A 14,622-nucleotide genomic window follows, 5' to 3' on the forward strand; every position below is an offset into this window, starting at 1 on the left:
GACAACTATCAGTAGAAGTTTGCCTGTCATAAAATAAATAGATTTTACTTATCGATCACCAATCCCCAGAGTTGACCCAACGACGACATCCACAAGCGCTACAGGGCCGCAATGTCCACCGGCGCGATCGTCACAGTGCATCGCAGAATGTGCCAACAATCAAAGGGGAACTGAGCATGAAATCGCGCAACGCAACTATCGCAATGGCCTTCGCCGCGGCATTGATGTCATCCGCCGCCTTTGCCGAAACCTCCGAACTGACAGTCTATACCGCCATTGAAGCCGAAGATCTCGCCCGCTACGCCGAGACTTTCACAAAGAGCCATCCCGACATCAAACTGAACTTTGTCCGCGACTCAACGGGTGTCGTTACCGCCAAGCTGTTGGCCGAAAAGGACAATCCGCAGGCCGACGTTGTCTGGGGCCTTGCCGCTACATCGCTTCTGGTGCTGAAGACCGAAGGCATGCTTGAGCCCTATGCGCCAAAAGGCGTCGAATTGCTCAAGCCGAAGTTTGTCGACAAGGACACGCCACCGGCCTGGGTTGGCATGGACGCCTGGGCGGCTTCGATCTGCTTCAACACCGTGGAGGGCAAAAAGCTTGGCCTCACCGAGCCGACCAGCTGGAAAGATCTTACCAAGCCGGAATACAAGGGTCACATCGTGATGCCGAACCCGGCCTCGTCCGGCACCGGCTTCCTCGATGTATCGAGCTGGCTGCAGTTGTTCGGCGAGAAGGATGGTTGGGCCTATATGGACGCCCTGCATCAGAATATTGATGCCTACACGCATTCTGGTTCGAAGCCGTGCAAAATGGCCGCCGCCGGTGAAACCGTAATCGGCATCTCGTTCGAGTTCCGCGCCGCGAAATCGAAGAAGGAGGGCGCCCCCCTCGATATCGTCATCCCGTCCGAAGGCATCGGCTGGGACATGGAGGCATCCGCGATCGTTGCGGGAACGAAAAATCTCGAAGCCGCCAAAACGCTGCTCGACTGGTCGATCAGCAAGGAGGCCAACGAGATGTACAATGTAGGTTATGCGGTTCTGGCTATGCCGAATGTCGCCAAGCCGGTCGAATTCCTGCCCGCAGATATCGAGTCCAAGATGATCGACAATGACTTCGAGTGGGCGGCCAACCACCGCAAGGCCATTCTCGACGAGTGGACGAAGCGCTACGACGCCAAGTCTGAGCCCAAGAGCTAGACGCAGAGCATTTCGACAGGGCGCCGTCAGAGCGGCGCCCTTCTCGTAACTCTTCCCGGATGGTCAAAATGAGACACGAACCCGTCGCTGATCTATCGGCAACGCTGGCCGAGGTGCATCCCATGACCGCTGCCGGCAACACGGCCTACCTGCAGATCGAACATCTCTGGAAGGCCTTCGGCGAGTTCCATGCGCTGAAGGACATCTCGCTCGACATCAACGAAGGCGAATTCATCTGTTTTCTCGGCCCTTCGGGTTGCGGCAAGACCACGCTGCTGCGCGCCGTCGCCGGCCTCGACCTGCAGACCAGAGGCGTCGTCCGCCAGGGGGGCAGGGATATCTCAACGCTGCCGCCGTCAAAACGCGACTACGGCATCGTGTTTCAGTCCTACGCGCTGTTTCCCAATCTGACGATTGAAAGGAACATCGCCTTTGGCCTGGAAAACACCAAACGGCCGCGCGCCGAGATCGATGCCCGCGTCAAGGAATTGCTCATGCTGGTCGGCTTGTCCGATCAGGCGAAGAAATACCCAGCGCAGCTTTCCGGCGGACAGCAGCAGCGCATCGCGCTCGCCCGGGCCATCGCCACCTCGCCCGGCCTGCTTCTGCTCGACGAGCCGCTGTCGGCGCTCGACGCCAAGGTGCGCGTGCACTTGCGCCACGAGATCAAGGGGCTGCAGCGCAAGCTCGGCGTCACCACGATCATGGTTACGCACGACCAGGAAGAAGCATTGTCGTTGGCCGACCGCATTGTCGTCATGAACCATGGCGTCATCGAGCAGGTCGGCAGCCCGACTGAAATCTATCGCCATCCCAGGACGCTGTTCGTCGCCGATTTCATCGGCGAGACCAACAAGTTCGATGCGACGGTAGGAGCAGATTCGGTAGGCTTCGGGACGAAGGCTTTCAGATGCGCGCCGCACAGCTTTGCGAACGGCGAAGCAGTCGTCGCCGCCATTCGGCCGGAAGACGTGATTCCACACGGGCCGGGCTCGCGCTCGCCTGGAGCGCCCGATGTGGTGAAGACTTCGGAAAACCTGATCGAAGTGACCGTCGGTGAAATGGAATTCCTGGGTTCGTTCTGGCGCACCCGGCTGCGCGGCGGAGAGCTTGGAGACGAGATTCTGATCGCCGATTTCTCGGTCAACGCCACGCGGCGTCTCGGCCTCGCCGAAGGCGGAGCGCTAACGGTGGAACTGCCCGCCGACCGACTGCTTGTCTTCCCGCAAGGAGAGCGCCATGGCGGCGGCAACTGATATCCTGATGCCGTCCGGTCGGGCGCTCCGACAGTCGCTCGACAAGGACGAGTTGATCAAGCGCGGCCTGCTGGTCGTCATCTCGTTCTATCTGGTCCTGTCGCTGGCAGCCCCGCTCTACGTGATGCTGTCGAAATCGTTCTCGACCTACAGCTTCGATCTTGGCGCGTTCGAATTCCAGGTCAGCGACAAGCTCGGCAATTTCGGCGAGCCAGTGACGGCCGCCGCTCTGAACGAGAAACTCGCCGCGGTCCCGCCAGAAAAGCTTGCGACCAGTTCCGATGGTCGGCTACCGGCCACCAGCTTCTTTCCGGATTTCAGTTTCCGCAGCCCGGTCAAATACAAGGTCCGCGGCACGACCGATGACGCTTATTTCCTGATCGGCACGCAACTCCACCGCGGCACCGAATGGCAGGAAGTCGATTCGAACACCTTTCGGCGCATTATGCTGAGGCCCGCGCGCGAGCTTGGGTTGGACAACTACACAACCTACTTCTCGACGCCAACGCTGTTCCGCTCGATCCAGAACTCCTTCCTGATCGCGCTGATCAGCACCATCATCACGGTCGGCATAGCCTTCGGCTTCGCCTACGCTTTGAACCGAAGCAAGATGCGCTTCAAGGGCCTATTCAGGCTCATCGCCATGGCTCCCATCCTGGTGCCGTCGCTACTGCCCGGCATCGCCCTCATCTATCTGTTCGGCAACCAGGGCCTGTTGAAAAGCCTGCTTGGCGGCATATCGATCTATGGTCCGTTGGGGATTGTCGTCGGCTCGATATTCTTCACCTTTCCCCATGCTCTGATCATTATCTCGACGGCACTGGCGATCTCCGACCAGCGCCAATATGAAGCCGCCGCTTCGCTGCGCGCCAGCAAGTGGCGGACGTTCTGGGTCGTTACCATTCCGGGCGCGCGCTACGGTTTGATCTCCGCGGCGTTTGTCGTGTTTACGCTCGTCATCACCGATTTCGGCTTGCCGAAGGTCATCGGCGGCCAGTTCAACGTGCTCGCCGTCGATATCTACAAGCAAGTGATTGGTCAGCAGAATTTCGAGATGGGGGCGGTGGTCTCGGTCATCTTGCTGATCCCGGCCATCGCCGCCTTCGTCGTCGACCGCCTGGTCCAGCGCAGGCAGGTTTCGCTCCTGTCGGCCCGCTCGGTGCCTTACGAGGCAAAACCCAATCGCCGCTTCGACCTGGTCTGTCTGGCTTATTGCAGCCTGGTCGCGTTGTTCATCGCCGGCATCATCGGCATTTGCCAGTACGCCGCGCTGGTCAAGTTCTGGCCCTACGACCTCAGTCTCAGCCTGAAGAATTTCGCGTTCGGTCGCATGGATGGCGGAGGCTGGGCTTCTTACTACAACTCGATCACGCTCTCGTTGCTCACCGCTGTGTTTGGAACCGTCATCGTCTTCGTCGGCGCTTACATCGTCGAAAAGACCGAAGGCTTCAGGACCGGACGGGCAGCCTTCCACTTCCTCGCCATGCTGCCGATGGCGGTGCCGGGGCTTGTGCTTGGCCTGGCCTATATTTTCTTCTTCAACAATCCGGCCAATCCGCTGCACGCGATCTACGGCACAATGGCGATCCTGGTCGTCTGCACCGTGACGCACTTTTACACGGTCGGTCATTTGACGGCCCTGACGGCGCTGAAGCAGATCGATCGTGAGTTCGAGCCGGTCGCGGCCTCGCTGAAGCAGCCTTTCTATCGCCTGTTCACGCGGGTGACAGTGCCGATCTGTCTGCCGGCAATCCTTGACATCTCGATCTATCTTTTCGTCAACGCCATGACGACGGTTTCCGCGGTGGTCTTCATCTATACAACACACACGGCGCTCGCCTCGGTTGCAGTGCTCAACATGGACGACGCTGGCGACACCGCGCCTGCTGCTGCCATGGGCATGATGATCTTCTACACCAACGCATTCGCGCGGATCATTCACTTGGCTGTTTCGAAAGGTATCCTGAAAAGAACTCAGGGTTGGCGGGTACGATAATGAAATGCTCTAGGACTTTCCCAAGTCTCAGCCCTGCGTCGGCCTGCGTTCGACGATGTAGATGTGGTCGGCCGCCAGCACCACTTCGCCGCGCTGGTTGATCACCTCGCAGCGTTCGATCACCCGTCCCGACCCCGGCCTCTTCGGGTCGTCTTCCCTGGCCGTAATTGTGGTGCGCGTCCGGATCGTGTCGCCGATGAACACCGGCTTGATGAAGCGCAACCGGTCGTAGCCGTAGGAAAAGGCGACAGGGTTGATGACGGTTGCCGTCAGCCCGATGCCGACCGAGAACACCAGCGTGCCGTGCGCGATGCGCTGGCCGAATGGCGTCGTCTTCATGAACTCGGCGTCCATGTGGTGCGGGAAGAAATCGCCGGTGTGGCCGGCATGGACGATGAAGTCGGTCTCTGTGATGGTGCGGCCGCTGGTCAGGCGCGACGCGCCAATCTCATAGTCTTCGAAATACTGTATCTGTTCCATCAGGGTCTTTCCGCGATCGGCGTCGCCGGTGCCGCACTCGACTGATACGCCGCCTCGACCAGCGCCATCGTGCTCCAGGCATCCTCGACCGGACTGATCAACATAGCATCTTCTCCGGTGGCAAAACGCTGGACATTGGCCATGCGGCCGACGAAGGCGTCTGGAAACCACTCGCCGGCCAAGGGCACCGCGACCCAGTCCGTTCCACCCTTGGGGTAAATCTCCAGCACATCCGGTTCACCTGTGGGATAATCGAGGTTGAGACCCAGCTTGAGATAGGCGGCACCTTCTGTGCCGCAGATGCGGAACTCGCAGGCCTGGTGCCGGCGGCCGAACTTATGGTCGTGGTTGATCGACAGCGCGCAGCGCACGGTGTCGCCATAGTCGAGAATGGCGCTGGTGCGCGTCTGCGCCACGGCATGGTTGGGATGGCCGAGCGTCTTGGCGTGCACACCCTTGGGGTCGCCGAGCAATTGCCTGATCAGGTCGAGATAGTGGATCGAATGCATGGCGATCTCGACGCGCGGCGCCTTGAGCAGGAATTCCCAAAGCTGCCACGGTGTCGCCAGCGCCAGCCAGGCATCGAAGTCGACGATCTCGCCGAGCCAGCCCTTGCCGACGGCATCCTTGAGCGCCAGCATCATCGGCGCGAAGCGCAATTGGAAGTTCACCGCTGCGTGCAGCTTCCGGGCGCGGCAGATCTCGAGGATCGCGGTCGCCTCGGCAAGGTTGCTGCCCATCGGCTTCTGGATCAGCGCCACCGCGCCATCAGGCAAGAACTTCAGCACATCGGCATGACGCGACGGCGGGGTGGCAAGATCGAAGATCGCGCCCTCGACGGCAGCAGCTTCTTCGACCGAGCCAAAGGCCGTCACGCCCCATTGGCTGGCCAGCTTTTCAGCCCTGGCATGATCAGGATCATAAAGCCCGGCTACTGGAAAGCCGGCCTTCCTGTAGGCCGGGAAATGCGCGTCGCCGACGATCGATCCGGCGCCGAAAGTGACGATCGGCCGGGGTTTTGAGGGTTTTGGCCAGGATTGAACGAGCAAGGCAGGGTCGAAACCGCCTTCAATCATGATGGAAGACCTCGTCCATCTCGGCCCACCACTCGCCCTCTTTGCGCGTCGCCAGCGGCTCCTGGCATGGCATGCAGACCGCCCACCATTCCTGCGTCTTCGGATCGGCCGCCATCTTCGCCATGTCGGCTTCGTAGTCGCTGCCGTGATATTCGAAAGTGCTGAACAGCAGGTTCTCCGGCCGCTTCAGGTAGATCGAATAATTCTTGATGTTGCAGGCGGAGATCATGGCCAGCACGTCGGGCCAGACGGCGGCATGGAGGCGGACATACTCCTCGACCTTTTCCGGCTTCAGTCGCAGAACCATCCCCATCCGCTGCATATCAGTCTCCTATTTCGTGATCGCCGTGGTGAATTCGGCGATGCTCATGGCCTTGACCGCGTCCCAGTCCCAGTCGATGCCGATGCCCGGTTCGTCGGGCGCCAGCGCCTGGCCATCCTCGATCCGCAGGCGCTTGCCGGTCAACTGGTCGAGCTGCGGAATGTACTCGACGTATCGGCCGTTCTGAACAGCGCAGGTCAGGCTGACATGCAGTTCCATCAGGAAATGCGGGCAGACCGGAATGTCGAAGGCCTCCGCCGCGTGCGCGATCTTGAGCCAGGGCGTGATGCCGCCGATGCGGCCGACATCGACCTGCACGATCGAGCAGGCGCCTTTCTGCATGTATTCGCGGAAATGGCGGATGGAATAGAGCGACTCGCCGATCGCGATCGGCGTCGGCGTCGAGTTCGACAACCGCACATGCCCGTCAATATCGTCGGCCGGCAGCGGCTCCTCGATCCAGGCGAGGTCGAGCTCGCGCAATCTTGCGGCGCGCCGGATCGCCTCGTCGATCGAAAATCCCTGATTGGCATCGGTCATGATCTCGTAGCCGTCGCCGACCGCCTTGCGCACCGCCGACAGGCGGGCAAGATCTTCCGAGCCGTGCGGCCTGCCGATTTTCACTTTCGAGCCGCGAAAGCCCTTCGCCTTGGCGGCTAGCGCATCGTCAACCAGCGCCTGCGTCTCGATGTGCAGCCAACCGCCTTCGGTCGTGTAGAGCGGGCAGCGATCCTTGGCGCCACCGGCCAGTTTCCACAAAGGCAGATTCTGCTTCTTTGCCCGTAGGTCCCACAGTGCCGTGTCGATCGCCGCGATCGCTATAGCGGTGATCGCGCCAATCGTGGTGGCATGCGTGGCGAATTCGAGATCGTGCCAGATCGCCTCGATCATGTCGGGGTCGCGGCCGATCAGGCGCGGCACCAGATGGTCTGACAAAAGCCGCATCACCGACGAGCCGCCGGTGCCGATCGTGTAGCTGTAGCCGGTGCCGACCGCGCCGTCGGAATCGGTGATGGTCACGATCGGCGTTTCCTGGCTGACGAAGCTCTGGATGGCGTCGGTGCGTTTGACCTTGGGCACAAGGTCCACCATCCGTAGCTCGACTTTCTCGATTCTGGTCATGCCGATCAGCTCCGCAATGTCTTTCCGGTCTCGGTGGCAAACAGATGCGCCTGCGACATGTCGAGGCTCATGGCGACGCGCTCGCCCGGCCGGAGTGGCCTCGGGTTCAGCATGCGCGACACCCAGTCCGTACCGTTGAATTCGACGAACACCAGCGTCTCGTTCCCGAGCGGTTCGGTAACGGTGATCGGCAGTTCGATCTGGTGGACGTCTGCCGCGCCACCGGAACTGATGCCATGGCCGGTTGGATAGATGTCGTCCGGCCGTAGCCCGAACACAACCTTGTCGCCGGTCTCGACATTGGCCTTGAACTGAGCGGGCAGCGGCAGCTTTTCGCCGTTGGCGAAAACCATCTGGCCGTCATCGATCGTGGCCTCGTGCAAATTCATCGGCGGCGAACCGATGAAGCCGGCAACGAAGCGGGTTGCCGGCCGCCGAAAGACCTCGTCGGGCGTGCCGACCTGTTCGATATGGCCGTCGCGCATGATGACGATGCGATCGGCCAGCGTCATCGCTTCGACCTGGTCGTGGGTGACGTAGATCACCGTCGACTGCACCTTGGCATGGAGCTTCTTGATCTCGGTGCGCATCTGCGTGCGCAATTTGGCGTCGAGATTGGAAAGCGGCTCGTCGAACAGGAAGACGTCAGGATCGCGCACGATGGCGCGGCCCATGGCGACGCGCTGGCGCTGGCCGCCGGACAGTTGTGAGGGGCGGCGATCCAGCAGCGTGTCGAGGCCAAGGATGGCCGAGGCCTCGGCGACGCGGCGCTCCATGTCTTCCTTGGCGGCACCTGCGATCTTCAGAGAGAAGCCGAGATTTTCGCGCACCGTCATGTGCGGATAGAGCGCGTACGACTGGAACACCATCGAGATGTTGCGCGAGCGTGGCGGCAAATCGTTGACGATGCGCCCGCCAATCTCTATCGAGCCGGCGCTGATCTCTTCCAGCCCGGCGATCATGCGCAGCGTCGTCGACTTGCCGCAGCCGGAGGGGCCGACCAGCGCGATGAATTCGCGGTCGGCGATATCGAGATCGATGCCGTGCACGATCCCGACAGTGCCGTAGCGCTTGGTCAGCTTGGTGAGGGTAACGGTTGCCATGGTATCAGCCTTTCACCGCGCCGGAGGTCAGGCCGCCGACAAGGTGTTTCTGGACGACGTAGGTGAGGGTGAGCGCCGGGATGATCATCACCACGGCCAGCGCGCACATGCCGCGCCAGTCAATGGTGAACTCGGCCGTGTAATCGAGCAGCCCGACCGGCAGCGTCTTGGCGCTCACCGAACGGGTCAGCTGCGAGGCCAGAGCGAACTCATTCCAGCAGGTCAGGAAGGCGAAGATCGCGGCCGACGCGATGCCCGGCCCGGCAAGCGGGAACTCGACCTGCCAGAACGCCTGCCAGCGCGTGCAGCCATCGATCTGCGCGGCCTCCGCGAGGTCCTTGGGCACCTGACGGAAGAAGCCGTCGATCAGCCAGATCGTGAACGGCACGTTGAGCGCGACATAGGCAAGGATAAGCCCGAAATGGGTGTCGATGATGCCAAGCCGCACATAGAGGAAAAACAGCGGCAGCGAGAGCGCAATGCCCGGCACGGTGCGCGTCAGCATCAGCCCGAGGAAGACGCTCGATTTGCCGCGGAAGCGGTAGCGCGCGAACGCATAGCCGCCGGCCATGCCGATGGCCACTGCAATGACCGTCGAGGTCACCGAGATGATCAACGAGTTGCGGAAATATTCGATCACTGGAATGCCGCCTTTGCCGATACCGCTGAACATGGCGACATAGGCGTCGAACGAAATCTCCTGCGGGATCCAGACCGGCGGCTTGGCCATGATCTCGACCGCCGGCCGCAGCGACGAGAGGACGATCCACAGGCCCGGCAGGCAGATCGTCAGCATCGCCAGGAACAGGCCAATGCGATAGACGATGCCCAGCAGCCGGCGCTTCAGGCGGGCGGAAGAATTCTCGTCCATCTTCACCACTCCGCACCAATCTGCGTGCGCGCCGCGGCGAGCTTGTTGAAGAAGTAGACGGTGAAGGCGATCGACAGCAGGATCGAGAAATAGGCCATGGCGTTGGCCATGCCCATGCGCCCGTCGCTGTAGGCGGTGCGGGCCACCAGGGTCCATAGCAGTTCGGTGCGGCCCGCCGGTCCGCCATCGGTCATGATCTTGACGATGTCGTAGGCGCGCGCCACGTCGAGCGAACGGATAGTCATGGCTATGTAGGCGAAAGGCATGACGAACGGCCACGTCACATAGCGGAATGTCTGCCACGGCGTGCAGCCGTCGACACGCGCCGCCTCGATCGGCTCCTTGGGCATGGCGAGCAGGCCGGCGAGGATCAGGATGGCGAAGATCGCCGTCGACGACCAGATCTCGGCGATCGAAATCGCGATGAAGGCGAGATGGCCCTCGATCAACCACGGTATGGCGTCCTGCGTAATGCCGAGCGACTGCAGCGAATTGTTCACCAGGCCGATATTGTCGTTGAACATGAACTTGAACTGGAAGCCGACGAGGATTGGCGAGAACATCATCGGAAACATCATCAGCGTGCGCAGGATGCGCTGGCCGCGTGTCGCTTTCTCGACCAGCATGGCAAGCCCAAGGCCGAGCAGCATTTCGAGATTGAGCGCGATGGTCAGCAGCAGCACCGTGCGGCCGAACGCCCACCAGAAATCGGTGTTGGACAGGATCAAAAGATAGTTCCGGATGCCGATGAAGACGTAGAACGTTTCGGGCCGCGTCAGGCGGAACGGCGTGAAGCTGGAGTAAAGGGACAACAGCAACGGCACAACGACAACCGCCGCCAGCACGATCATGGCCGGAAGCAGCAGCAGGAATGGCGCGGATGGCTTGAAGCCCTTCATCAGAATCCTTGAGGTGTTTGCATTTGGACGGCGGTGCGTGGGCCGGGGGCGATGGGTTAGCGCAAACCGCTGGCCGCGAAAACGCGATCGCCTCCCCCATTTCTGGTGGGGGAGGCAGCCCTGGGAGCCCGTTTCTAGAGCTTGCCGGCGTCCTGGAGGATTTGCGTCGCCTTGGCGGCTGCATCGTCCAGTGCCTGCTTGGAGGTCCTGTCGCCGAGGATCGCCGCCTGCAACTCGGGATAGACGGCGTTCGAGATCTCGATCCATTCAGGCGTCTGCGGCACGGCAAACGCGTGCTTGGCCTCTTCCTGGAAGGCGGTAAGAACCTCCTTCTTGTAAGGATCGTTTTCGGCCTGCTTCAAATCCCAGTCCCACACCGCGGTGCGGGTCGGCAGCGGGCCGGCGGCGGCCTCGAGCTTCTGGCTGTCTTCGTTGGTCAGCCACCACACCAGGGAAGCCGCGGCCTCCTTGTTCGGGCAGTTCTCGGTCACCGAGAAGCCATGGAAACCGGACCAGCCGGTGCGCTTGCCGGACGAACCTTTCGGGGCAACCTTGACGCCGACATTGCCCGCGACCTTCGACGACTTCGGGTCGTTGAAGAAACCGGCCCAGCCCGGCCAGTCGAGGTTGATGGCGACGGTGCCGGACGCAAAGCCCTGGCCGAGATCGTCCCAGAGGTAGTTGGTGGTGCCGGCCGGCACGGCCTTGGCCTTGTAGAGGTTGACGAACCAGTCGAGCGCCCGAATGCCGGCCTCGGAGTTGAAGACCGGCTTGCCGTCCTTGTCGAGGTATTCGCCGCCCTCGGCGACCACCATCTCGTAGAAGCGGCCGTTGATCGCCTCTTCCTTGCCGGCGAACTGCGTGCCGTAGAAATTGGGCGGGTTGGCGAAGAACTCAGCCTGGTCGGTGACTTCCTTCCAGGTATCCGGCGGCACCAGATCATAGCCGTATTTCGCCTTGAACTTGGTCTTGTTGTCGGCGTTCTCGTACAGGCTCTTCTGGTAGTAGAGCGCCGAAACGTCGAACTGCGCGCGCGGCAGCATCTCCAGCTTGCCGTCGATAGTTGCCGACTTGATGGTCGACGGCACGAAAGCGTCGATCTCTTCCTTGGGCAGCAATTTGCTGAGGTCGGTGTAAAGGCCCGTATATTGCGGCGCGAAGGACGAATGGTTCCAGCCGACGCACCAGTTGGTGCTACCCGAGGCGATGTCGGACTTGAGCTCCTTATCGATGTCGAAGCCGTTCTTCTTGGTCAGGATGTTGACCTTGGCGCCGGTCGCCTTCTCCCATTCGGGAATGCGCTCGTAGAGCTTTTCATATTGCTGGCCGCCGATCAGCTTCACGTCGACGGTCACGCCTTCGAACTTGCCGGGCAGGTCGCCGGCAAGGGCAGCGCCCGCACCTGACGCGAGCAACAATGCACCGGCGCACACGCCGGACAGCAGTCTGTTCATTGGTATCCTCCCTTGGTGCCGCCTCCGCGGCGACCGCAACTCGTCTGATGACAAGAAGTGCTACATTCATATACAAACAAAACATTCATAGACACGTCAAGGCGAAATTTGTTTCCGCCGCGCACGTTCCTGCGTATATGAAGGGTGAAATTCACTGGAGGATGAGCCCATGGACGACAGCGAAGACGAGCGCTATCGCGCGCCAGCGCTCGACAAGGGGCTCGATATCCTTGAACTGCTGGCGGGCGTCGACGGCGGCCTGACCCAGGCCGAAATCGCCAAGAAACTCGACCGCAGTCCCAACGAATTCTATCGCATGCTCGACCGGCTGGTGCGGCGCGGCTACGTCACGCGCCTCGACGGCGACCGCTATTCGCTAACGCTCAAACTGTTCGGTCTGGCACAGTTGCACGCGCCGGTACGGCGGCTGGTCTCCTATGCGACGCCGCTAATGCGTGAACTTGCCGAGACATCGCAGCAGGCCAACCAACTCGTTGTTTTTGATCGCGGTTCTGCCGTCGTCATCGGCCAGCAAGAAGCACCGAATTATTGGGGCATCTCGATCCGGGTCGGCTCGCACATCAGCCTGTTCGACACTGGGTCGGGGCATGTGCTGCTCGCTTTCCGCTCACCGGAAGAGCGCCAGATGATGATTTCCGAACACGTCCGCAGCACCGACAAGACGGCGCAATCGACCGAGTTCTTCACCCGTCTCGACCAGATCCGCGACCGTGGCTACGAGATGATGGCCTCGATGCAGACAGCCGGCGTCTTCAACCTATCCGCCCCGGTGCGCAGTTCCGACGGCAAGGCGATCGCGGCGTTGTCGATTCCCTACATCACGGTGGTCAACGCGCCTTCCGCGCCCGACATCACCAGAACGATCGAACTGTTGCTGGCAACGTGTGAAAAGCTGTCGCACCTCGCTGGATCGGCAGTAGGCTCATCGGCGTGAATTCTTATTTGAATGAAGAATTCCCCCGTGAGATGATTTGAAAAGCCTGAGGGAGGAGCCTCACCATGATCATCGATACCCATCTTCACCTGATCGATCGCTCGGCCCTGCGCTATCCCTGGCTCGTCGGCGTGCCGGCGCTCAACCGCGATTTCTCTTATGAAGACTACGCGATGGAGGCGCAGCGTGTCGGCGTCGGGCGTGTGCTGCATATGGAGGTCGATGTCGATGCGGCCGACATCGAAGCCGAGACCGCTCGTGTGGAAGGACTGTCACGGCAGTCCGGCAGCATGCTGGCCGGGGTGATCGCGTCCTGCCGCCCTGAGGAAGGGGACTTCGCGGCCTATCTCGAACGGCAGCGGGCAAACCCGTTCGTAAAAGGCTTTCGCCGCGTCCTCCATGTCGTGCCCGACGATCTCTCGGAAGGTGCGGTGTTTCGCGACAGCATAAAGCGGCTTGGCGGCACCGGCCTGACCTTCGATCTCGTCGTGCTGCCGCACCAGATCCCCAAGGCGATCGCGCTGGCCGATCTGGCACCCGATGTGACGTTCATCCTCGACCATTGCGGCGTCCCCGACATCAAAGGCAAGAGCGAACATCCATGGCGCGAGCATATGAGCGACATCGCCCGGCGCCCGAATGTCATGGCCAAGATTTCCGGTGTCGTCGCCTATGCCGATGCCGGCAGCTGGACGGTTGAGACGTTGCGGCCGTACGTCGAGCACACCATCAATTCATTCGGCTGGGACCGCGTCGTCTGGGGCAGCGACTGGCCGGTCTGCACGCCAGGCGGCGGCCTGTCGACCTGGGTGGCGGCGACCCATGCATTGCTCTCGGGCTGCAGCATTGCCGAGCGCGACAGGCTGTTGTCCGGCAATGCCCGCAAGCTGTGGCGGCTCGACTGACTGGTCCTTTCAGATGGTTGTCGAGACGTGCCGTTCGCGGCCATAGAGCGAAACCAGCAGCACGATGACGAAGCCGAGCGCGGCCTGCACCGCTGCGGGCTGGAAGCCGAGGCCGATCAGCAGCGTGTTGATCTCGGTCAGCACCAGCACGCCGGCGATCGTGCCGAGATAGCTTCCCCGGCCGCCGACAAGTGCTGCGCCTCCTACGACGACCGCCGCGATGGTCTGGAACAGATAGGGCTGGCCGACATCGCCATAGGCCGAACCGGTGAAGCCGAGCAGCAGCACCCCTGCCACGGCGGCGAAGAAAGCGCTTGCCGCATAGGTGATGACCCACATGCGAACCGGGTCAATCAGCGCCAGCGGCGCCGCGCCCGGATTGCTGCCCAGCGCGTAAAGCCGGCGGCCATAGGGCGTTCGCTCCAGCACCAGCACGACGAGTGCGGCCAGCACGACCAGGCTCGGCACCAGCCACGGCACCGGCAGCGGTCCGGCCGATCCGCCGATCGAGACGAAGCTGGATACCGCTTGCGGCGCGGAGCCCGATGGGAAGCCGGCTGTCCACAGCAGCACCAGCCCTTGCACGACCAAGCCGATGCCGAGCGTGACGATCAGCGGCTGGATGTCGAGACTGCGCGAGATCAGCCCGTTCAGCCCGCCGATGATGAGCGCCAGCGCACCGACAAGGCCGCAGACCACAACAAAATTCCAGCCGTCGCCATAGAGCTGCGCCGCCACGACATTGGCAAAGCCGATGACGAACGGGATCGACAGATCGATCCCGCCCATGATGACGACCAGCGTCTGGCCGATCGAGGCGACGGCAAGCAGCGAAGCGAGCACCAGCATGGCGCGTATCGCAAACGGCGCCGAATAGCCGGGAATGAGGAGGGTGCCGGCAAGGTGCAGAAGGGCGGCGACGCAGAAGGCGCCGACGACGCGGGCGTTGGTTGTGGCGAAGAGGTTTTGGCGCAAAAACAT

14 protein-coding genes are annotated in these 14,622 nt (G+C 61.6%); 5 read left to right on the forward strand and 9 right to left on the reverse strand.

The annotated features are described in order from the left end of the window. The first annotated feature begins 176 nt into the window (after positions 1-176). From NKJ67_RS14050 to NKJ67_RS14060, 3 genes are all read left to right on the forward strand, one after another. On the forward strand, positions 177-1,202 hold the full coding sequence (locus NKJ67_RS14050; RefSeq protein ID WP_127381958.1) for a putative 2-aminoethylphosphonate ABC transporter substrate-binding protein: 1,026 nt from the start codon (positions 177-179) through the stop codon (positions 1,200-1,202). A 122-nt stretch (positions 1,203-1,324) separates the two neighbouring features. Beyond that, on the forward strand, positions 1,325-2,458 hold the full coding sequence (locus NKJ67_RS14055; protein ID WP_352581763.1) for a putative 2-aminoethylphosphonate ABC transporter ATP-binding protein: 1,134 nt from the start codon (positions 1,325-1,327) through the stop codon (positions 2,456-2,458). Continuing rightward, complete coding sequence (locus NKJ67_RS14060; protein WP_127320015.1) at positions 2,442-4,454, forward strand: putative 2-aminoethylphosphonate ABC transporter permease subunit; 2,013 nt, start codon at positions 2,442-2,444, stop codon at positions 4,452-4,454. Before NKJ67_RS14055 ends, NKJ67_RS14060 begins: the two co-directional genes overlap by 17 nt. Before the next feature lie 27 nt (positions 4,455-4,481). Here NKJ67_RS14060 and NKJ67_RS14065 read toward each other — a convergent pair whose 3' ends face one another. The 8 genes from NKJ67_RS14065 to NKJ67_RS14100 form a co-directional block, all read right to left on the reverse strand. Continuing rightward, on the reverse strand, positions 4,482-4,937 hold the full coding sequence (locus NKJ67_RS14065) for a MaoC/PaaZ C-terminal domain-containing protein (RefSeq protein WP_164781743.1): 456 nt from the start codon (positions 4,935-4,937) through the stop codon (positions 4,482-4,484). Further along, positions 4,934-6,007 (reverse strand): Gfo/Idh/MocA family protein, encoded by a 1,074-nt coding sequence (locus tag NKJ67_RS14070; protein WP_352581764.1) that lies wholly within the window; start codon positions 6,005-6,007, stop codon positions 4,934-4,936. Before NKJ67_RS14070 ends, NKJ67_RS14065 begins: the two co-directional genes overlap by 4 nt. Next, a complete protein-coding gene (locus tag NKJ67_RS14075) occupies positions 6,003-6,332 on the reverse strand; it encodes an L-rhamnose mutarotase (RefSeq protein ID WP_352581690.1) in 330 nt (109 codons plus the stop codon). The genes NKJ67_RS14070 and NKJ67_RS14075 overlap by 5 nt, the downstream gene beginning before the upstream one ends. 9 nt (positions 6,333-6,341) lie before the next feature. After that, positions 6,342-7,454 carry a mandelate racemase/muconate lactonizing enzyme family protein gene (locus NKJ67_RS14080; RefSeq protein WP_352581691.1) on the reverse strand — a complete coding sequence of 371 codons (1,113 nt, stop codon included), beginning with the start codon at positions 7,452-7,454 and terminating at the stop codon, positions 6,342-6,344. A gap of 5 nt (positions 7,455-7,459) precedes the next feature. Continuing rightward, positions 7,460-8,557, reverse strand: coding sequence for an ABC transporter ATP-binding protein (locus tag NKJ67_RS14085; RefSeq protein WP_352581692.1), 1,098 nt, complete (start codon positions 8,555-8,557; stop codon positions 7,460-7,462). Between the two features lie 4 nt (positions 8,558-8,561). Beyond that, positions 8,562-9,428 carry a carbohydrate ABC transporter permease gene (locus NKJ67_RS14090; protein WP_127267476.1) on the reverse strand — a complete coding sequence of 289 codons (867 nt, stop codon included), beginning with the start codon at positions 9,426-9,428 and terminating at the stop codon, positions 8,562-8,564. Between the two features lie 2 nt (positions 9,429-9,430). Continuing rightward, positions 9,431-10,327: a carbohydrate ABC transporter permease gene (locus NKJ67_RS14095; protein ID WP_352581693.1), complete on the reverse strand. Its 897-nt coding sequence runs from the start codon at positions 10,325-10,327 to the stop codon at positions 9,431-9,433. Between the two features lie 134 nt (positions 10,328-10,461). Further along, entirely contained in the window at positions 10,462-11,781 is a 1,320-nt protein-coding gene (locus tag NKJ67_RS14100; RefSeq protein ID WP_352581694.1) for an ABC transporter substrate-binding protein, read from the reverse strand. Positions 11,782-11,950: 169 nt separating this feature from the next. Between NKJ67_RS14100 and NKJ67_RS14105 the strand changes: the two genes are divergently transcribed. After that, positions 11,951-12,736 carry an IclR family transcriptional regulator gene (locus NKJ67_RS14105; protein WP_127267478.1) on the forward strand — a complete coding sequence of 262 codons (786 nt, stop codon included), beginning with the start codon at positions 11,951-11,953 and terminating at the stop codon, positions 12,734-12,736. Between the two features lie 65 nt (positions 12,737-12,801). After that, complete coding sequence (locus NKJ67_RS14110) at positions 12,802-13,641, forward strand: amidohydrolase family protein (RefSeq protein WP_352581695.1); 840 nt, start codon at positions 12,802-12,804, stop codon at positions 13,639-13,641. Between the two features lie 9 nt (positions 13,642-13,650). Here the strand turns inward: NKJ67_RS14110 and NKJ67_RS14115 are convergent, their stop codons facing one another. Beyond that, the gene (locus NKJ67_RS14115; RefSeq protein WP_352581696.1) at positions 13,651-14,622 is read right to left on the reverse strand and encodes an ABC transporter permease; all 972 of its coding nucleotides are present in this window, start codon (positions 14,620-14,622) and stop codon (positions 13,651-13,653) included.

The sequence above is a fragment of the Mesorhizobium sp. M0088 genome (assembly GCF_040322895.1).
Lineage (GTDB): Bacteria > Pseudomonadota > Alphaproteobacteria > Rhizobiales > Rhizobiaceae > Mesorhizobium.